12 protein-coding genes are annotated in these 16,217 nt (G+C 72.7%); 6 read left to right on the top strand and 6 right to left on the bottom strand.

Annotated elements, in window-relative coordinates; translation table 11 throughout:
* Positions 1 to 207: 207 nt before the first annotated feature.
* The 4 genes from DK419_RS27060 (at position 208) to DK419_RS27045 (ending at position 4,973) form a co-directional block, all read left to right on the top strand.
* The gene (locus DK419_RS27060) at positions 208 to 1,770 is read left to right on the top strand and encodes a DHA2 family efflux MFS transporter permease subunit (RefSeq protein WP_109961814.1); all 1,563 of its coding nucleotides are present in this window, start codon (positions 208 to 210) and stop codon (positions 1,768 to 1,770) included.
* A 407-nt stretch (positions 1,771 to 2,177) separates the two neighbouring features.
* The gene (locus DK419_RS27055) at positions 2,178 to 3,284 is read left to right on the top strand and encodes an ABC transporter ATP-binding protein (RefSeq protein ID WP_109961813.1); all 1,107 of its coding nucleotides are present in this window, start codon (positions 2,178 to 2,180) and stop codon (positions 3,282 to 3,284) included.
* On the top strand, positions 3,281 to 4,192 hold the full coding sequence (locus tag DK419_RS27050) for an ABC transporter permease (protein ID WP_109961812.1): 912 nt from the start codon (positions 3,281 to 3,283) through the stop codon (positions 4,190 to 4,192). The genes DK419_RS27055 and DK419_RS27050 overlap by 4 nt, the downstream gene beginning before the upstream one ends.
* 1 nt (position 4,193) lies before the next feature.
* Entirely contained in the window at positions 4,194 to 4,973 is a 780-nt protein-coding gene (locus DK419_RS27045; RefSeq protein WP_109961811.1) for an ABC transporter permease, read from the top strand.
* 6 nt (positions 4,974 to 4,979) lie between these two features.
* On the opposite strand, the gene DK419_RS27040 is transcribed toward DK419_RS27045, so the two are convergent.
* From DK419_RS27040 to DK419_RS27020, 5 genes are all read right to left on the bottom strand, one after another.
* Entirely contained in the window at positions 4,980 to 5,174 is a 195-nt protein-coding gene (locus DK419_RS27040) for a type II toxin-antitoxin system HicA family toxin (protein ID WP_109961810.1), read from the bottom strand.
* The gene (locus tag DK419_RS27035; RefSeq protein WP_109961809.1) at positions 5,171 to 5,404 is read right to left on the bottom strand and encodes a DUF1902 domain-containing protein; all 234 of its coding nucleotides are present in this window, start codon (positions 5,402 to 5,404) and stop codon (positions 5,171 to 5,173) included. The genes DK419_RS27040 and DK419_RS27035 overlap by 4 nt, the downstream gene beginning before the upstream one ends.
* A gap of 352 nt (positions 5,405 to 5,756) precedes the next feature.
* On the bottom strand, positions 5,757 to 7,013 hold the full coding sequence (locus DK419_RS27030; RefSeq protein WP_162561437.1) for a hypothetical protein: 1,257 nt from the start codon (positions 7,011 to 7,013) through the stop codon (positions 5,757 to 5,759).
* Positions 6,970 to 11,277 (bottom strand): translocation/assembly module TamB domain-containing protein, encoded by a 4,308-nt coding sequence (locus tag DK419_RS27025; protein WP_245442743.1) that lies wholly within the window; start codon positions 11,275 to 11,277, stop codon positions 6,970 to 6,972. The genes DK419_RS27030 and DK419_RS27025 overlap by 44 nt, the downstream gene beginning before the upstream one ends.
* Positions 11,278 to 11,286: 9 nt before the next feature.
* Positions 11,287 to 13,245: an autotransporter assembly complex protein TamA gene (locus DK419_RS27020; RefSeq protein ID WP_245442742.1), complete on the bottom strand. Its 1,959-nt coding sequence runs from the start codon at positions 13,243 to 13,245 to the stop codon at positions 11,287 to 11,289.
* A 510-nt stretch (positions 13,246 to 13,755) separates the two neighbouring features.
* Here DK419_RS27020 and DK419_RS27015 point away from each other — a divergent pair.
* Together DK419_RS27015 and DK419_RS27010 are read left to right on the top strand one after the other, a co-directional pair.
* Positions 13,756 to 14,652 carry a histone deacetylase family protein gene (locus tag DK419_RS27015; RefSeq protein ID WP_109961805.1) on the top strand — a complete coding sequence of 299 codons (897 nt, stop codon included), beginning with the start codon at positions 13,756 to 13,758 and terminating at the stop codon, positions 14,650 to 14,652.
* Between the two features lie 73 nt (positions 14,653 to 14,725).
* Positions 14,726 to 14,860 (top strand): TFIIS helical bundle-like domain containing protein, encoded by a 135-nt coding sequence (locus DK419_RS27010; protein ID WP_109961804.1) that lies wholly within the window; start codon positions 14,726 to 14,728, stop codon positions 14,858 to 14,860.
* Positions 14,861 to 15,269: 409 nt separating this feature from the next.
* Here DK419_RS27010 and DK419_RS27005 read toward each other — a convergent pair whose 3' ends face one another.
* Positions 15,270 to 16,157: a DUF6925 family protein gene (locus tag DK419_RS27005; protein ID WP_245442741.1), complete on the bottom strand. Its 888-nt coding sequence runs from the start codon at positions 16,155 to 16,157 to the stop codon at positions 15,270 to 15,272.
* Between the last annotated feature and the right edge of the window lie 60 nt (positions 16,158 to 16,217).

The raw sequence follows: 16,217 nt of genomic DNA, 5'->3' as shown, positions 1-16,217 counted from the left end.
CGATCGAAGATCGCGCGAGGGTGGAGACGGTGCAGCAAGAGGACTGAACCGTTCCGCTGCCAGCACGACGGCCACAGCTTTACACGGAAGCGTCACACCCTCACCCCCGACCCCTCTCCCACACGGGAGAGGGGAGACGCGCCTCAACATCGTCAGGACAGGTCAAGCAGACGCGTTGACCTCTACAATCAAGCAGGCACCCACGACATGGCCGCGACCCCCGCGCCCGCCGACGCGCCGATCGACCGCCGCCGCATGGTGGCGTTCGTCTGCATGGTGTTCGGGATGTTCATGGCGATCCTGGACATCCAGATCGTCTCGGCCTCGCTCGCCGAGATCCAGGCCGGCCTCTCGGCCTCGGCCGACGAGATCCCGTGGGTGCAGACGAGCTACCTCATCGCCGAGGTGATCTCGATCCCGCTGTCCGGCACCCTGTCGCGGGTGCTCTCGACCCGCTGGATGTTCGTGATCTCGGCCGGCGGCTTCACCCTGATGAGCCTGATGTGCGCCACCTCGTCGACGATCGGCGAGATGATCCTCTGGCGCGCCGCGCAAGGGTTCATCGGCGGCGGCATGATCCCGACGGTGTTCGCCTCGGCCTTCACGATCTTCCCGGCGTCCAAGCGCAGCATCGTCTCGCCGATGATCGGCCTCGTCGCCACGCTCGCGCCGACCATCGGTCCCACGGTCGGCGGCTACCTCACCGACCTGTTCAACTGGCACTGGCTGTTCCTCGTCAACATCGTGCCGGGCATCTTCGTCACGGTCTCGACCTACTTCCTGGTCGATTTCGACAAGCCGAACCTCGACCTCCTCAAGCGCTTCGACTGGGCCGGCCTCGGCCTGATGGCGGCGTTCCTCGGCTGCCTCGAATACGTGCTGGAGGAGGGCCCGACCCACGACTGGTTCCAGGAGGAGGCGATCTTCATCGCCGCGATCGTCTGCGGGATCGCCTGCATCGGCTTCTTCTGGCGCGCGCTCACCGCCGAGCAGCCGATCGTCGACCTGCGCGCCTTCTCCGACCGCAACTTCGCCGGCGGCTGCCTGTTCAGCTTCGTCATGGGCATCGGCCTCTACGGCCTGACCTACCTCTATCCGGTCTATCTCGGCCGGGTGCGCGGCTACTCGGCGCTCCAGATCGGCGAGACGATGTTCGTCTCGGGCCTCTGCATGTTCGCCACCGCCCCGATCGCCGGGCGCCTCTCGGCCAAGGTCGATCCGCGGATCATGATGGCGATCGGGTTCTCAGGGTTCGCCGCCGGCACCTGGATCGTCACCGGCATCACCAAGGACTGGGACTTCTACGAATTGTTGTGGCCGCAGGTCCTGCGCGGCTGCTCCTTGATGCTGTGCATGATCCCGATCAACAACATCGCGCTCGGCACCCTGCCGCCGGCCCGGATGAAGAACGCGTCGGGCCTCTACAACCTCACCCGCAACCTCGGCGGCGCGGTCGGGCTGGCGCTGATCAACACCGCGCTCAATGACCGCTGGGACCTCCACCTCGCCCGCCTGCACGAGCGCTTCACCTGGACCAACCCGATGGTGCTGGAACGCCTCGACAGCATGGCCAAGGGGTTTGCGGGGCTTGCCGGCAACCCGGACGCCATGGCGCTCAAAGCCATGATGAACACCGTGCGGATGCAGGGGCTGCTGATGAGCTTCGCCGACGTGTTCCTGATCCTGACCGTGCTGTTCGTGCTGATGGCCTGCGCCACGCCGATGATCCGCCGGCCGCGCCCGGGCGGGGCGGGGGCGGACGCGCATTGACGACGCCTTCCTCGTTCCTCCCGGCCGCGACCTCATCCTGAGGTCGCCGGCGGGACGGAGGCCGGACCCCGCCGCAAACAAAGGCGCCCCTCCCCGGGCGGAGAGAGACGCCAAGTCTGCGACACGTCTCGGGAGGAGATGCGGATGCCGTCCGGGTCGCGAGACGCAGCGGACGGGATCGACGCGTGTCACCCTCATCAATACACGCGCCGCCCCAAACCCGGCAAGATGCTGGGGCATGGACCTTGGTCCGGTGGGGTTAGACGCCCGGGCTTACCGTCGGCATTGCAGCAATCCTTGCAGGCCACCGGTCTCGGCGGCCTTGCAGATCCGGTCGCGGCGCCCCTTCCCGCACCGGCCCCTCCCGGGGTAGATGTCGGGCCTCCCGCCCAGGCCGCCCGGACGACGTGACGACGCCCGCTTCCCCCGCGCCCCCGCCCGCCCCCGGCCGCCTCCGCTTCGAGGCGGTCTCGAAGCGCTTCGGCGACCATCTCGCCGTCGACGGCGTCGAGCTCGACCTCGCGCCCGGCCAGGTCTTCTGCCTGCTCGGGCCGTCGGGCTGCGGCAAGTCCACGCTCCTGCGCCTGACCGCCGGCTTCGAGAGCCTGAGCGCCGGACGGATCCTCCTCGACGGGCAGGACCTCGGCGGGGTGCCGCCGCACCGCCGGCCGGTCAACATGATGTTCCAGTCCTACGCCCTGTTCCCGCACAGGGACGTCGCGAGGAACATCGCCTACGGGCTGGAGCGGGAAGCCCTGAGCCGCCCCGAGATCGCCGCCCGGGTCGCCGAGATGCTGCGTCTGGTGCAGCTCGAACCGTTAGGCGCCCGCCGGCCCGACCAGCTCTCCGGCGGCCAGCGCCAACGGGTGGCGCTGGCCCGGGCGCTCGCCAAGAGGCCCCGGGTGCTGCTCCTCGACGAGCCGCTCGGCGCCCTCGACCGCGCCCTGCGGGAGGAGACGCAAGGGGAGCTGCGGGCGCTGCAGCGGCGGCTCGGCACCACCTTCGTGGTCGTCACCCACGACCCCGCCGAGGCGATGACGCTGGCCGACCGCATCGGCGTGATGGCGGCGGGCCGGCTGGTCCAGGTCGGGTCGGCGGCCGAGCTCTACGAGCGCCCGGCCACCCGCTACGTCGCGGGGCTGCTCGGCGACGTGAACCTGATCGAGGGCCGGCTCGGGGAGGGCGGAGCGGGAGCCTTGCGCGGCCTCGACACGCCGCTCGGGCCCTTGAGGGCCTTCGACCATCACGGCGCCGGCGCGGCCGGGACGCCGGGGCTCGCGGCCCTGCGGCCCGAGCGCCTGACGCTGGCCGGGGAGGACGGGAACGGGGGGCTCGCGGGCACGCTCCTCGACGCGACCTATCTCGGCGAGAAGATCCTCTACCGGGTCGGGATGGCGGACGGGCGGGTGCTGCGCGCCTCGGGCCCTCCCGGCACGGGTCCGGGTGTCGGCGCCCCGGTGCACCTCGCCTTCGCGCCCGAGGCCGCCTCGCTGCTGCCGGCGGAGCCCGCATGAGGGAGCGCCTGCGCAAGTCCCTGCGGCGGCTCGCCCTCCCGGCGGTGCCGCTCCTGTGGCTCACGGCCTTCTTCGGCCTGCCGTTCCTGGTGGTGGCGAAGATCAGCCTGTCGGACCCGGCGACGGCGCTGCCGCCCTACACCCCGGTGCTCGACTGGGATGCGGGGCTCGCCGGCTGGGCCGACGTGCTCGCCGCCCTCGACTTCGAGAACTACCGCACGCTCGTCGCCGACCCGCTCTACCTCGAGGCCGGCCTGACCTCGCTCGGCGTGGCCCTCGCCGCGACCGCGCTCCTGGTCCTCGTCGGATACCCGATCGCCTACGCCATGGCGCGGGCGCCGAAGGCCTGGCAGCCGCTCCTCGTCGCCCTGATGGTGATCCCGTTCTGGACGAGCTTCCTGATCCGCGTCTACGCCTGGATCGCGATCCTGAAGGCCGACGGGCTCCTCAACCAGGCGCTCCTGGGGCTCGGGCTGGTACGCGAGCCGCTCGAGATCCTCAACACCCCGGCGGCGGTGATGATCGGGGTGGTCTACGCCTACCTGCCGTTCATGGTGCTGCCGCTCTACGCGGTGCTGGAGCGCCTCGACCGCGGCCTGATCGAGGCCGCCCGCGACCTCGGGGCGAGCCGGCTCGGGGCCTTCCGCACCGTGACCCTGCCCCTGTCGCTGCCCGGCCTCGTCGCCGGCGCGCTCCTGTGCTTCATCCCGATCACCGGCGAGTTCATCATTCCGGACCTGCTCGGCGGGCCCGACACCCTGATGCTCGGCCGCGTGCTGTGGAGCGAATTCTTCTCCAACCGCGACTGGCCGCTCGCCTCGGCGGTCGCGGTGGTGCTGCTCGTGATCGTCGCCGGCCCGGTGGTGCTGTTCCGCGAGGCCGAGGCGCGCCGCCTGGAGCGCCGTTAAGATGCATCGCGCCCACCCGCTCGCCTGGGCCGCCCTGGGCCTGGGCCTGGCCTTCCTGTACGGGCCGATCCTGCTCCTCGTCGCCTACTCGTTCAACGCGTCGCGCCTCGTCACGGTCTGGGCCGGGTTCTCGACCCGCTGGTACGCCGGGCTCCTCGACAACGGTCCGCTCGTCGACTCCGCCCTCGTGACGCTCAAGGTCGCGCTGGCCTCCGCCGGCCTCGCGACCGTGCTCGGCACGCTGGCGGCGCTGGCGCTCGACGGGCGCCGGCGCTTTCCCGGCCGGCCGCTCCTCACCGGGCTCGTCTACGCCCCGATGGTGATGCCGGAGGTGATCACCGGCCTGTCGCTGCTCCTGCTGTTCGTGGGCCTCGGGATCCCGCGCGGCTTCTGGACCATCGTGATCGCCCACGCGACCTTCACGCTCTGCTTCGTCGCCGTCGTGGTGCAGGCCCGCCTGCGCACCCTCGACCGCTCGCTCCTCGAGGCCGCCGCCGACCTGGGTGCGGCGCCCGTGACGGTGTTCCGCACCGTGACCCTGCCGCTGATCGCACCCGCCGTCGTCGCCGGCTTCCTCCTCGCCTTCACCCTCTCGATGGACGACCTCGTCATCGCGAGCTTCGTCTCGGGGCCCGGCGCCACCACCCTGCCGATGCGCCTCTACAGCCAGGTCCGCCTCGGCGTGACCCCGGAGATCAACGCGATCTCGACGCTGCTGATCGGAGCGGTGAGCCTGGCGGTGCTGGGGGCGTCCGTGCTGACGGCGCGGCGGGGGCGGTGACCTCGCTCAGAACGCCTTCGGCAAGCCGGCATCCTTCAACGTGCCGTTGGCGGTATGCCGGGACTTGATCGCACCGTCGACCGTGAAGGCACGTTCAGTAAGGGGACTGAACCAGATCTCGTGATCCCCTTTGCCTTGGCGCTTCAAGACGCAGCCGGCGGCGAGCAGCAACGCCTTGACCGCCTTCGTATAGTCGTTCACGCTGCCGCAGAGATCGAAATGCGGGCGTGCCTGTGCGCGATGATCTCGATCGCCACCTCACCCAGACCAGGCTCGTTCTCTTCCAGGAGCTCCGCAGCCATGGTCGGAATACGTGCAATCAGAGCATCGGATGTGGGGGCTTCGGCTCTCAAGCCCTCTACGTCACTTTTGTCGACGTACCAGACCTCGGCGTCCACGTCATAAGCGATTTGAACGATGAACAGCGCCATGGTCTCATCCCGAAGCCTCAGGACAGAATGTCGTGGATCACGGCGGGTTGCGCAACGCCCCTGAGCGACGCAGCGCAGGTAGGCTCGTTGTGCTGGAAGGCGGACGGGCGCATCCGCTGATCGATCCGGCTCTCGCGTCGGATAGCGGGGTGAGGGCCGTGATCGTGCTGCTTCTGACGGTCTCGGCCGGCTCTGGACCGTCCTAAGCAGACTTGCGTTGGCAGGCCAAAGCTTCGTCCGCTTAGTTGCTTGGTTTGTCGCAGATTTTTGTCGCAAACCCGGCAACCACTTTTGCGAAATCTGCTTAGGTGTGCAGCCCCGGGGTGATGCGGAGCGTCGGAAGATGGGACGCCTATCCCCCCGAGCGGGTGCTCGTACCGACCGCCTTCACCTGGTCCACGATCCACTGCATGGCCGCGATGACCTTCTCGACCCCTCGCGGATCGGCGGCGATACGCGCCAGCGGGATGGTCGCCCACCCGTCTACGGCCGCCTCGCTCAAGCCGGAATCCCGGACCTCGGCGAAACGCCTCACGATCTCGCGCCGCTCCTCCACGCTGCCGAGAACCGGCTTGCCCTCGAGGTGCTTGAGCTGCAGCCACACCTTGCCTTCGCCCTCGGTCGAGAGGTAGGCCGGATTGATCGCCACACCCCTCGGCTTCAGCAGCGGGTAGACCGATCCGCTGGTGCGCCCGGTGCCGAAGACGAGTTGGAGGCCGAAGCCCTTCATCCCGTTCAGGATCGCCCTCGCGGCCGCGGCATCCGTCGCGGGGAATCTCTCGTCGCACTGCGCGAGAAGACGCTCCTCGGTCCAGCGTTCGCCCCTGGCCGGCTCCTTCCGGCCCGCCGCCTCCTGGGTCTGACCGAAGACCATCGGCACGATCGTCCGCAAGCCCTGCCCGGTGAACTGCCGCAGCTCGATCGCCAGCACCTCCACCGGCTGCATGTACTTGTTCATGAACTCGACGATGCGGCGCAGCTCCGACGGGATGTCGTCGGCGACGAACAGCAGCCGCAGCTTCCCGGATCCGATATTCTTGTCGACGTCGGCCCAGAACCGGTCGGAAGCGGTCTCCGGACCGAGGAACTCGCTCAGCACGGCATCGCCTTCCGCCTTGGCCGCGATGCAAGTCGCCTCGAACACCGACCGCATCTTCTCGGCGGTCCAAGACGCCTGAAAATTCGAGGCATAGTCGAGCATCTGCCCGACCACCTCGCGACGAAGGCGGCCGTCGGATTGCCGCTTCACCTCGACCAGGGTCGGCACGCCGTCCTGGTCGAGAAAGAGGTGGTCGAGCGACCATCGACGCGCCGCGTCCTCGTGCCCGATCGGCAATTCCTGCTGCACGAGCAGGAACCGGCGCGGATTGTCCTCGTCGATCTGATCGCCGACCAGCAGCGCGGGAAACTTCGAGAGCAGCGTCTGGAAATCGACCTCGGCGGCGAACGGCTCCGGCTGCATCGGCACCAGAGTATCTTTGTCCTGCAACACGAACACGCCGGTGCGGAGGGTCATGGGTTCCTCACCTGAAAGGGCCGTGAGCCGGGTAGGGCTGCCGGGTTTCTCAATACTCCCACTCCGCCCCCACCCCCACGGCCGTCCGTCCATCCGCCCCGGCCTCGCCCTGCACCTTGATCCGCCCGGTGACGTCGTAGGTGATGGTCGCGGCACTGTCCTCCGGCCGCGCGCCGGCGCGCACCCCGACATTGACCCGCTCACTGATCGCCCGCGACAGGCCGACCGCGGCACCGCCCTTCGCGCCGGCCTGGATGTCGAGGCTGTCGAGGCCCAAGCCCTTGCGGGCGCTCTCGAACACGTCGGGCCCGCCGGCGCCCCCGGAGAGCTGGGCCACGGCCTGCGCCAGCTGCAGGGCCTGGAACGGCGACAGGCCGCCCGAGGCCTTCTTGAACAGGAGGCGCGACAGGACCTCGTCCTGCGGCAGCGGCGGCTCGGAGGTCAGCGCGAAGTCGGGCTGGTTCGCCGGCCCGGTGACGGCGATCTTCGCCGTGACGTCGCCGGCCTGGGACTGGGCCAGGAAGTCGAGGTCCGGTGCGGTCAGGTCGCCCGCGAAGGTCAGGCGGCCGCGGGTGAAGTCGAGGCGCTGGCCGACGATCTGGATCCGGCCGCGGCGCATCGCGAAGGCGCCGTTCGCCACCGGGGCCGCCGAGGTGCCGGTGAGGCGCAAGGCGCCCCCGAGCTCCGCGTCGATGCCGCGGCCCCGCACGGTGATGCGGCCGGGCGCGTTCACCGCGAGGTCGAGGGTGGCGAGGAAGGGCGGCGCCTTGCGGCCGCGGCGCGAAGCGGCCTCGCGCTTCTGCCGCGCGGCGAGGCGCGCGCGGGTCTGGGGCGGCGCGTTGACGTGGCGGATGCCGGGGAGCGGCTGCACCGTGGCGGGCAGGCGGTCGGGCACCGAGACGTCGAGGGAGACGACGTCGACCTGGCCGGAGACCCGCGGGGTGCGGGCGAGCGGGCCGGTGAGCGACAGGTTGAGGCCGGTGATCAGGGTCATCAGCGGGCTCGAGACCAGCTCGGCCCGGTCGGCCCGGATGGTCAGGTTGCCCGGGAACCCCGAAGCCGGCTCGACGGCGACGCGGCCTTGCGCCTGCAGGATGCCGCCGTTGCGGGTGGCGGCGGTGAGGCGCTCGAACACGAGCGTGTCGCCGCGGCCGGTCACCCGGCCCTGGATGTCGGTGAGGCTCACGCCGTTGAGCGGATCGGTGAAGCTGCCGCCGGTGAGAACCGCCGAGCCGTCGACCCGCGGGGCCTGGAGCGTGCCATTGATCCCGGCATCGAGCGCGACCCGGCCGGTCAGGCGCTGGCCGCCCGCCGCCAGCAGCGTGTTGGCCAGCGCCGCGTCGACGGTGCCGCGGGTGCGCAAGGCCAGGGCGCCGCCGGCCTCGACCGGGAGCGAGCCCGACAGGGTGAGCTGCAAGCCCCGGCCCGCATTCACCGTGCCGTCGAGGCCGGCGCGGCCGTCCTCGATCCGTCCCGCGGCCCTGGCGTCGATCGGCGGCAGCCCGGCGGAGCGAGTCTCCGGCGTCACGAGGCGCGACACGCTTAAAGAATAGCGCCCCTCCGGGCTCGCAGCCGGGCCGGCGAGCGCGGCCTCGCCGTCGAGGGTGCCCGACAGGGTCAGGCTCGGGGAGGCGATCCGGGCCATGGCGAGCGGCAGGCTCCTGAGGCCGAGCCGCAGGTCGAGACGCCGGCCGATCGTGCCGTCGAGGCTGGCCCGGCCGGAGCCGGCCGCGATGGCGAGACCCGCCACCGTCACGCCCTCGTCCCTGAAGGTGATCGTCGCGGGACCCGCGAGCGCCAGCCGGTCGGCCCCGCGCACGGCGGACAGCCGCGCGAGGTCGAGGCGGGGATGTCCGGCCGGGACCAGCCGGGCGGCGCCGTCGAGGGCGAAGCCCCGGGCGCGGGCCTGGAGCGCGAGGTCGCTGCCGTCGGGCGCGGGCTTCGCGTCGAGGCGGATCGCCTCGATGGTCTCGGAGCCGGCGACGAGCTTATCGGCGTTGAGCCTCCCCGAGACCCGGGGGGCCTGCCAGAGGTCGGTGCCCGCGAGATCGGCGTCGAGGCGCGAGAGCGCGACGCCGGCACCCCGCACGCCCTCGCCGGTCGCCCGCACCCGGGCGTCCTGCCGGCCGCCGGCGCGGGACAGGGTGATCGCGGCGTCCAGGCGCCCGGCGAGGCGGGTCAGCGCCAGGGCCGAGAGGTCGTCGAGGTCGCCGGCCTTGAGCGACACCTCGCCCTCGGCGAGGCGGGAGGCCGGATCGATCGCGGCGCGGCCCGTGAGCGCCACAGAGCCGAGGGTGAGGCCGAGGCGGTCGAGCAGCCAGTCGGCGCCGCTTCGCGCGAGGTGGAGGTCGCCGGAGAGCGGCTTGCCGTCGACCCGGCCGGACAGGGCGAGCGTCCCGTCGAGGGCGCCGGTGACGTCGGCGAGGGTGGCGCGCGCGGCGAGGTCGCGGATCGGCTTTCCCATCGCCCTCGCCTCGGGGGCCGAGGCGGTGAGGGCGACGTCCGGGCGCTCCAGCGAGCCGGTGAGGCGGGCGTCGAGGCCGGCCTTTCCGGCGAGGTCGGGATCGACCGCGGCGAGGTCGGTGAGATCGACCCGGCCGGCCATGTCGGCCTTCGTCTCGGTGGCGCGGCCGTCGATCGTCGCGGTCACCGCGTGTCCGGTCAGGCGCGCGGCCTGGACGGCGTAGCCGTCGGGCAGCCGGGTCAGGCGACCCGTGAAGCGGGGCTCGCGGCCGAGCGTGCGATCGAGGGCGGGGGTGCCGAGGAACAGTTTCTCGGTCGTGGCCTCGACGTCGGCGGTGACGCCGGCCCGGCCCGGATCGCCGGAGAGGAGCGCCGTCGCGGCGACGCGGCCGCCGAGAGGCCGGCCGGCGGCCAGCGAGAACGCCGCGAGGTCGGGCAGCTCCGCCCGGAGCGTGCCCGCCACGACGTCGCGGCCGATCCGGCCGGCGTAGCGTGCGCTGGCGGTCGGCGCCTCCAGGCTCGCCGTCTCGAGATCGGCGACGCCGTTCGGGTCGATGCGTCCGGACAGGCGAAAGGCGGCCTTCGGGCCGATCGCCCGCCGCAGGGCGGGATCGGCGAGGTGGAGGCCGTCGACGTCGGCGCTGGCCGACAGGCGGAAGGACTGGCCCTCGGGTGCGCGCGGCAGCGGCTCGGCGACGAGGTCGGCGCTCGCCCGGCCCAGCCGGCTGCCCGCCGCCGACAGGCCGGCGGCGCGCAAGGTTCCGCGCAATGCCGGCGCGTCGAGGGGGCCTTTGAGGCTCGCGTCGAGCACCAGGGCCTCGAGGGTCGCGTCGCCGGCCTTGGTGACGCCGCCCTCGGTGGGAAGCGCCCGGGCCTGCAGGGTCAGGTCGGCGGCGCGGGCGGCATCGACCCCGCCGTTCAGCGCCAGCCTGGCGGTGCGCGAGGTCAGCTCGAACCGGTCGACCCGCACCGCGCCGTCGTCGACGAAGCGCAGAGCGCCGTCGAGGCGGGTGGTGCCGGCGAACACCGCCGCGAGCGGCCCCGGCATCAGGCCCTCGACCCGGGAGGCGAGGTCGAGCCCCATGCGGCGCTCCGCCCCGGCCCGGGTGATCCGGGCCTTGCCCTCGGCGCCGATGCCCTCGCCGGCGCGGAAGTCGAGGGACGCGTTCCAGGCGTCGAGCGTGCCGCGCCCGTCGAGGTCGAGGCTGACCGGCGGCAGGCCGGGCAGGTTCATCAGCCGCGCCGCGAGGCCGCCGGCCGGCTCGTCATGGGCGAGCTTCAGCTCGAGCCGGCCGCTCTCCGGCGCGTAGGCGAGCTTGATCGTGACGGTGCCGGGCTTGTCGAGCCGGCGCAGGCCGATGCCGAGGTCGAGGCCCTCGCGCGGGTCGCCGAGGGTGGCCTGTCCCGCCCCGGCGATGCGGGCGGCCTCGCCCACCACCGGCTCGCCGAGGGCGAGCTCGGTGAGCGCGAAGGCCTTGACCACCACCTTGACCGGCAGGTCGGGCAGCAGCGCCTCCTTGTCCTGCGACGGCGGGCTCGCCGAGGGCAGGGGCCGGCGCAGCACCTCCAGACGCCCGATCTCCAGCCGGTCGATCTCGAGGCGCCGGGAGAGGAGCGCGGTGCGGCGCCAGATCAGCCGGGCCTTGTCGAGCCGCAGCCAGACGCCGTTGCGGTCGGCGATGGCGACGTCGCGGATCGTGGCATCCGAGGAGAGCGCCCCGTCAACGGCGCCGATCGAGACCCGCGAGGTCGGGGTCGAGAGGGCGCGGGACAGGAGGTCGCCGAGGATCGTGGTCTCGCCCTCCGCCGCCTCGCCGGTGGCGGCGTGGCCGAGCCAGGCCGCGGCGAGGAGCGCGACGGCGAAGGCGGCGGTGAGGAGGCGCGAGGCCCGCATCTGCATCATTCAGAAGGCCTGACCGAGGCTGATGTAGAGGGCGACCGGCGGCTGCTTGAGCTGCTTGTCGGGGTTCAGCGGCACCGCCAGATCGACCCGGATCGGGCCGATGCCGGTGTAGTAGCGAAGGCCGAGACCTGCCGCTATGCGGATGCGCTCGTCGAAATCGGGCAGGGTGCCGGCGAAGGCCGTGCCGGCATCGACGAAGGGCACGATGCCGATCGTGTCGGTGATCTTGATCCGGCCCTCGATCGAGCCCTCGAGCAGCGAGCGCCCGCCGATCGGCAGCTGGTAGGGGCCGATCGGACCGACGGTGCGGTACGAGTAGCCGCGGATCGAGCCGCCGCCGCCGGCGAAGAACCGCAGCGAGGCCGGGATGTCGGCGAGGTTCGCACCGCTGACCGAGCCGAAGCCGAGGCGCGCCGCCACGATGTAGCGGGCCTCGTCGTCGAAGGCGTAGTAGGTCGAGCCTTGCGCCTTGGCGATCAGGAGGTCCGGGCCGTTGCTCAAGGACGCATACGGCGTGAGCGAGGCGGTGACGCGAAAGCCCCTCGTCGGGTCGAGCAGGCTGTCGGTCGAATCGTAGGTGACGCCGGCGTTCAGGCCGAGCAACCCGTAATCGACCCGGCCGAGCGCGTCGCGATCCGAGCCGACCCGGCCGTCGATCCCGACCTGCGCCGAGAACGCGTCGGCGAAGCGGTGGCGGATCGCGACCGTGCCGCCGGTGGCGTCGCTGAGATAGGATTGCTGGACCTCGCGGCCGATGAAGGCGCTGGCGATGAGGTCGTTGCGGGTGCCGAACAGGGCGGGCTTGACGAAGGTGGCGGAAAGCCGCCCGCCGAGGCCGTTGGTCTCGATCCCGGCCAGGCGCCGGCGGCGGGCGTAGTAGTCGGTGCCCAGCCCGAGATAGGACAGGTCGGCGTCGATGCGCAGGGTCTCGCCGCCGCCGAACAGGTTGCGGTCGGCCCAGTAGGCGCGCACGCCCGGCCCGTCGACGGTGGAGTAGCGGGCCGAGACGCCGACGATGTGCGGCGCGCGCTCCGTCACGTCGACGAAGACCGGCAATCCGCCATCCGCGTCGAGCGCCGTGCCCTCGCGCACCCGCACGCCGCCGAGCGCCTCGAGGCGCGAGACCGAGCGGCGGATGTCGGAGAGCGCCTGCGGCGAGTAGGGATCGCCCGGCTCGGCGTAGATGAAGGAGCGCACCACCGCCGGATCGATGGTCTGCGTGCCCCGCACCGTGACCGGGCCGAGTACCGCCTTCGGCCCCGGATCGACCACGAAGGTCACGTCCATGGCCCGCGCGGCGTGGTCCACCACCGGCTCGCGCCGCAGCACCTTGGCGAAGGGGTGGCCCTCGCGGCGGAACCGGTCGATCAGCGCCGCCTCGCGGGCGAGCACGGTCGAGGAGCGGGCCGGCACGTCGTCACTGACGCGGGTGAGGCGGGCGGGAACGGCCTCGGGCGGGAAAGGAACGCCGGCCGGGTCCAGCACCGCGATGCGCCGCAGGTGATAGAGCGGGCCCTGGTCGACGGAGATCCGCACCGCCACGAGGGTGCGGTTGCGGGCGGCCTCGGCGGCGCGCACCGCCGCGCGGGTGGAGGCATCGCCCCCGAGCACCACGTCCTCGATGCGGAACGACACGGCGCCGGCATAGTAGCCGAAGCCCCAGAGCGCATCGACGAGGCGGGGCGCGTCGGCCTCGGCCCGGCGCAGGAGGCCCTCGCCGTCCGGCGGCGCGTCGTTGCGCAGGCGGTAGAGGCTCGACGTGTCCTGGAGCGCGCGCAGCAGGTCCTCGTCCTCGACGCCCTGGAAGCGGATGGCGTAAGGCAGGGCGACCGGGCTCGGGGCCGGCGGCGCCTCCTCGGAATTGAACAGGCCGAACAGGTCGAAGGCCCGCGCCGGCTCCGCCGCACCGAGGCCGAGCGCGAGGCCGAGCCCGAGCGCCTTCGCGGCTCCGACCCCCATCGTTCCCGCTGACGGACGCGCTCCTCGCGCGCCGCGATGGTCGACCCGTTCCCGCATGCCCCCCGGCCGTGCTGCAAGGCGGCGCCCGACACGGCGCTGCCGGATACTCGATGGTCACGCCGGCGGCGCGCCTCGTGTCCGCCTCTCGGCGGATCCTGCCCGTCGCGGGCTCCCGCCCCGCGCCGCATCGCCCCCGTTATGAGACTTCTTACCCAAGGGTCGAGCCCAAGAGTCGAGTTACCCTAAGGTCGAGCCAATTCGTGTCCAAACCGTGTCCGCGGACCGGCCCGGTCCCGGGACAAGCTAGAGCATGGACCGGCCAGGACGAAGCCCGGGACGGCCCGGGCACGGGTCCGACCGGTCCGGGGCGGCCCGCTAACCCCCTGTCACCGGCGGCAGGATCGCCGCCGCCCGCGGCGCGCGGTCGCGCCCGCCGCCGGGCCGGCCGGCGCGTTGTGCCCATTCGTGTTGTCCCCGCTCCTCACAGGGTCCCGTCCGAGGGTTTCGTCCATGGTCCCGGTCGTGTTCCATCCGGCCTACGAGGCCGTCCTGCCGGAGGGCCACCGGTTCCCGATGGGCAAGTACGGGCGGCTCGCCGCGCGGATCGCGGCGCGCGGCCTGGTGCCGGACGGCTTCGTGACGCCCGAGCCCGCGAGCCCGGACCTGATCCGCCTCGCGCATGACGGCCCTTACGTCGAGCAGGTCGTCACCGCGACGGTGCCGCGGGCGATCGAGCGGGCGATCGGCCTGCCGGTCGATGCCGGGGTGGCGCGGCGCTCGCTGGCCTCGGCCGGCGGCACCCTGCTCGCCGCGCGGCTGGCGCTCGCCGGCGGGCTCGCCGGCAGCACTGCGGGCGGCAGCCATCACGCCCGGCGGGACGGGGGCCGGGGGTTCTGCGTCTTCAACGACGTCGCGGTGGCGGCCCTCGCCCTCAGGCGCGAGGGCACGATCCGCCGTGCGCTCGTCATCGACCTCGACGTGCACCAGGGCGACGGCACCGCCGATTGCCTCGCCGACGAACCCGACCTGTTCACCTTCTCGATGCACGCCGAGAAGAACTATCCCACCGACAAGGTGCCGGGCGACCTCGATGTCGGCCTGCCCGACGGGTTGAGCGACGACGATTACCTCGCGGCCGTCGCCCTCCACGTGCCGCGCCTGCTCGACGGGCTCCGCCCCGACCTCGTCTTCTACAATGCCGGCGTCGATCCCCACCGCGACGACCGCCTCGGCCGCCTGGCGCTCACCGACGAGGGTCTGCGCCGGCGCGAAGACTTCGTCGTCGACGAGGTGCGCCGGCGCGGCATCCCGCTCGCCGCGGTGATCGGCGGCGGCTACGCGACCGACGTCGAGGCGCTGGCGGCGCGCCACGCCCTGGTGTTCGAGGCGATGGCGGCGCGGGGATGAGGCCGGAACGGCCGAGCCGGTCGGCCGTTATTTCCACGAGACAGCCCTCGCGCACCGCATTCCGGAGGATACGATGAGCCTCATCGGCCGAATCGTCACCAAGATCCTGGGGAACGACGACCCCCGCATCCGCCCCGACGACCGCGGCACCTACAACGACTCGGGCAACCTCGTCGGCCGCCTCGTCACCAAGATCCTGCGCCGCTAGAGCATTGTCCGACGAAGCGGAGCCCGGTTCGTCGAGAGACAATGCGGCAAGATCAAAGAGCCAGGACCTCGCCCGCATCGCGGCGCGACGACACCCCCGCCGGCCCCCGGCGGGGGTGTCGCCGTTGATAGCGGAGGCGATCGGTTGGGGCGCCATTGACCGACGTGCGATTTCGCACTTGCGAAATGCGATCGGGCGACTACCTTCTGCAGTGCACGGTCGCGATGGCGTCGCGGCCCTGCAGCCCTCTTTGGGCGTTTCCTCCCTAGACTTCGGGCCGCTCGCAAGAGCGGCCTTTTTTCTTGGCGCCGGTTTCCGGGAAACCTGAGCGCCTGGGCGCGCCTTCGCCAATCCGGGCTCCGCTCGCGCGGCCCGGAACGACCCGGAGGGTGTCGCGCCGGAGCGACGCTCATCCCGCCCCTCCGCCCGCTCCCGGCCACCGCCTTTGCGCCCGCGCCACCCGCGCCACGCCCCGCGCCGCCCGCGTGTCCGGGACGGTCACATCCTCCCCGGCGAGGATCCGGCGCTTGATCGCCACCAGCGCCGGATCGCCCCAGCGCGCCAGCAGCGCCTGGAACGCCGCGTGGCGCCCAGCCTCGAAGCCGGCCTCGGTCAGGGGATGCGGCGGGTGCAGGTGGATCACCGGGGCGAGGCCCGCCGGGATCGGGGCCGTGGCGGCGTGCAGGCGGCCCTGGCGCAGGAGCTTGTCGAACCAGTGCGCCCGCGGCCCCGGATGGGCGTCGGGCAGGACGACCTCGATGCGGGCGCCGCCGTGGGCCGCCACCAGCACCGCCCCGAGCCCGGGCAGCGAGGCCCAGAGGGCGGCGTCGGCCGGAGCCCCGCAGGCGGCGCGCAAGGCGGGCACGGCCTCGCCCTGCACCCGGGCGAGGAGCCGGGCCTGGCGAAGCGGCAGGCCGAGGCAGAACAGTACGCCGTCCCGGTCCGCCGCCCGCGCCGCCTCCGCGTCGGCGCCGACTTCGCTCACGCGGGGCGCCGGCCCGGGGGACGGACGATGGAGCGGCCGGCACAGGGCGAGCGCCTGGCTCCACGCCCCGCCCCCGAGCGCGGTCTCGTAGGCGACCGGCACGAGGGTGTCGGCTCCCTCCAGCACCAGGGCGCCGCGGGGGGTGACGAGGCCGGGGCGCCCCCCGCAGGGCGCGCCCGCGGGTTCCCCGGCCTCGCGCCGGAACGTCGCACCCGCCCCGTAGCCGCCGAGGCTCCAGGCGGCGGCCGGATCGGCGAGGGACCGGTGCAGGACGGCGCGCAGGGCGGCGGGATCCGGCCGCAGTCCGGTCACCAAAGGGGCATCCCCGCCTTGAGCGCAGCGCAGCAAACCGCTACCTCTTCTGGAGCAGGG

Origin of the sequence: Methylobacterium terrae, assembly GCF_003173755.1 — a bacterium.
GTDB classification, from domain to species: Bacteria; Pseudomonadota; Alphaproteobacteria; order Rhizobiales; family Beijerinckiaceae; genus Methylobacterium; species Methylobacterium terrae.
The sequence above is the reverse complement of the archived record's forward strand: the minus strand, read 5'-3'. Positions and strand labels throughout refer to the sequence as shown.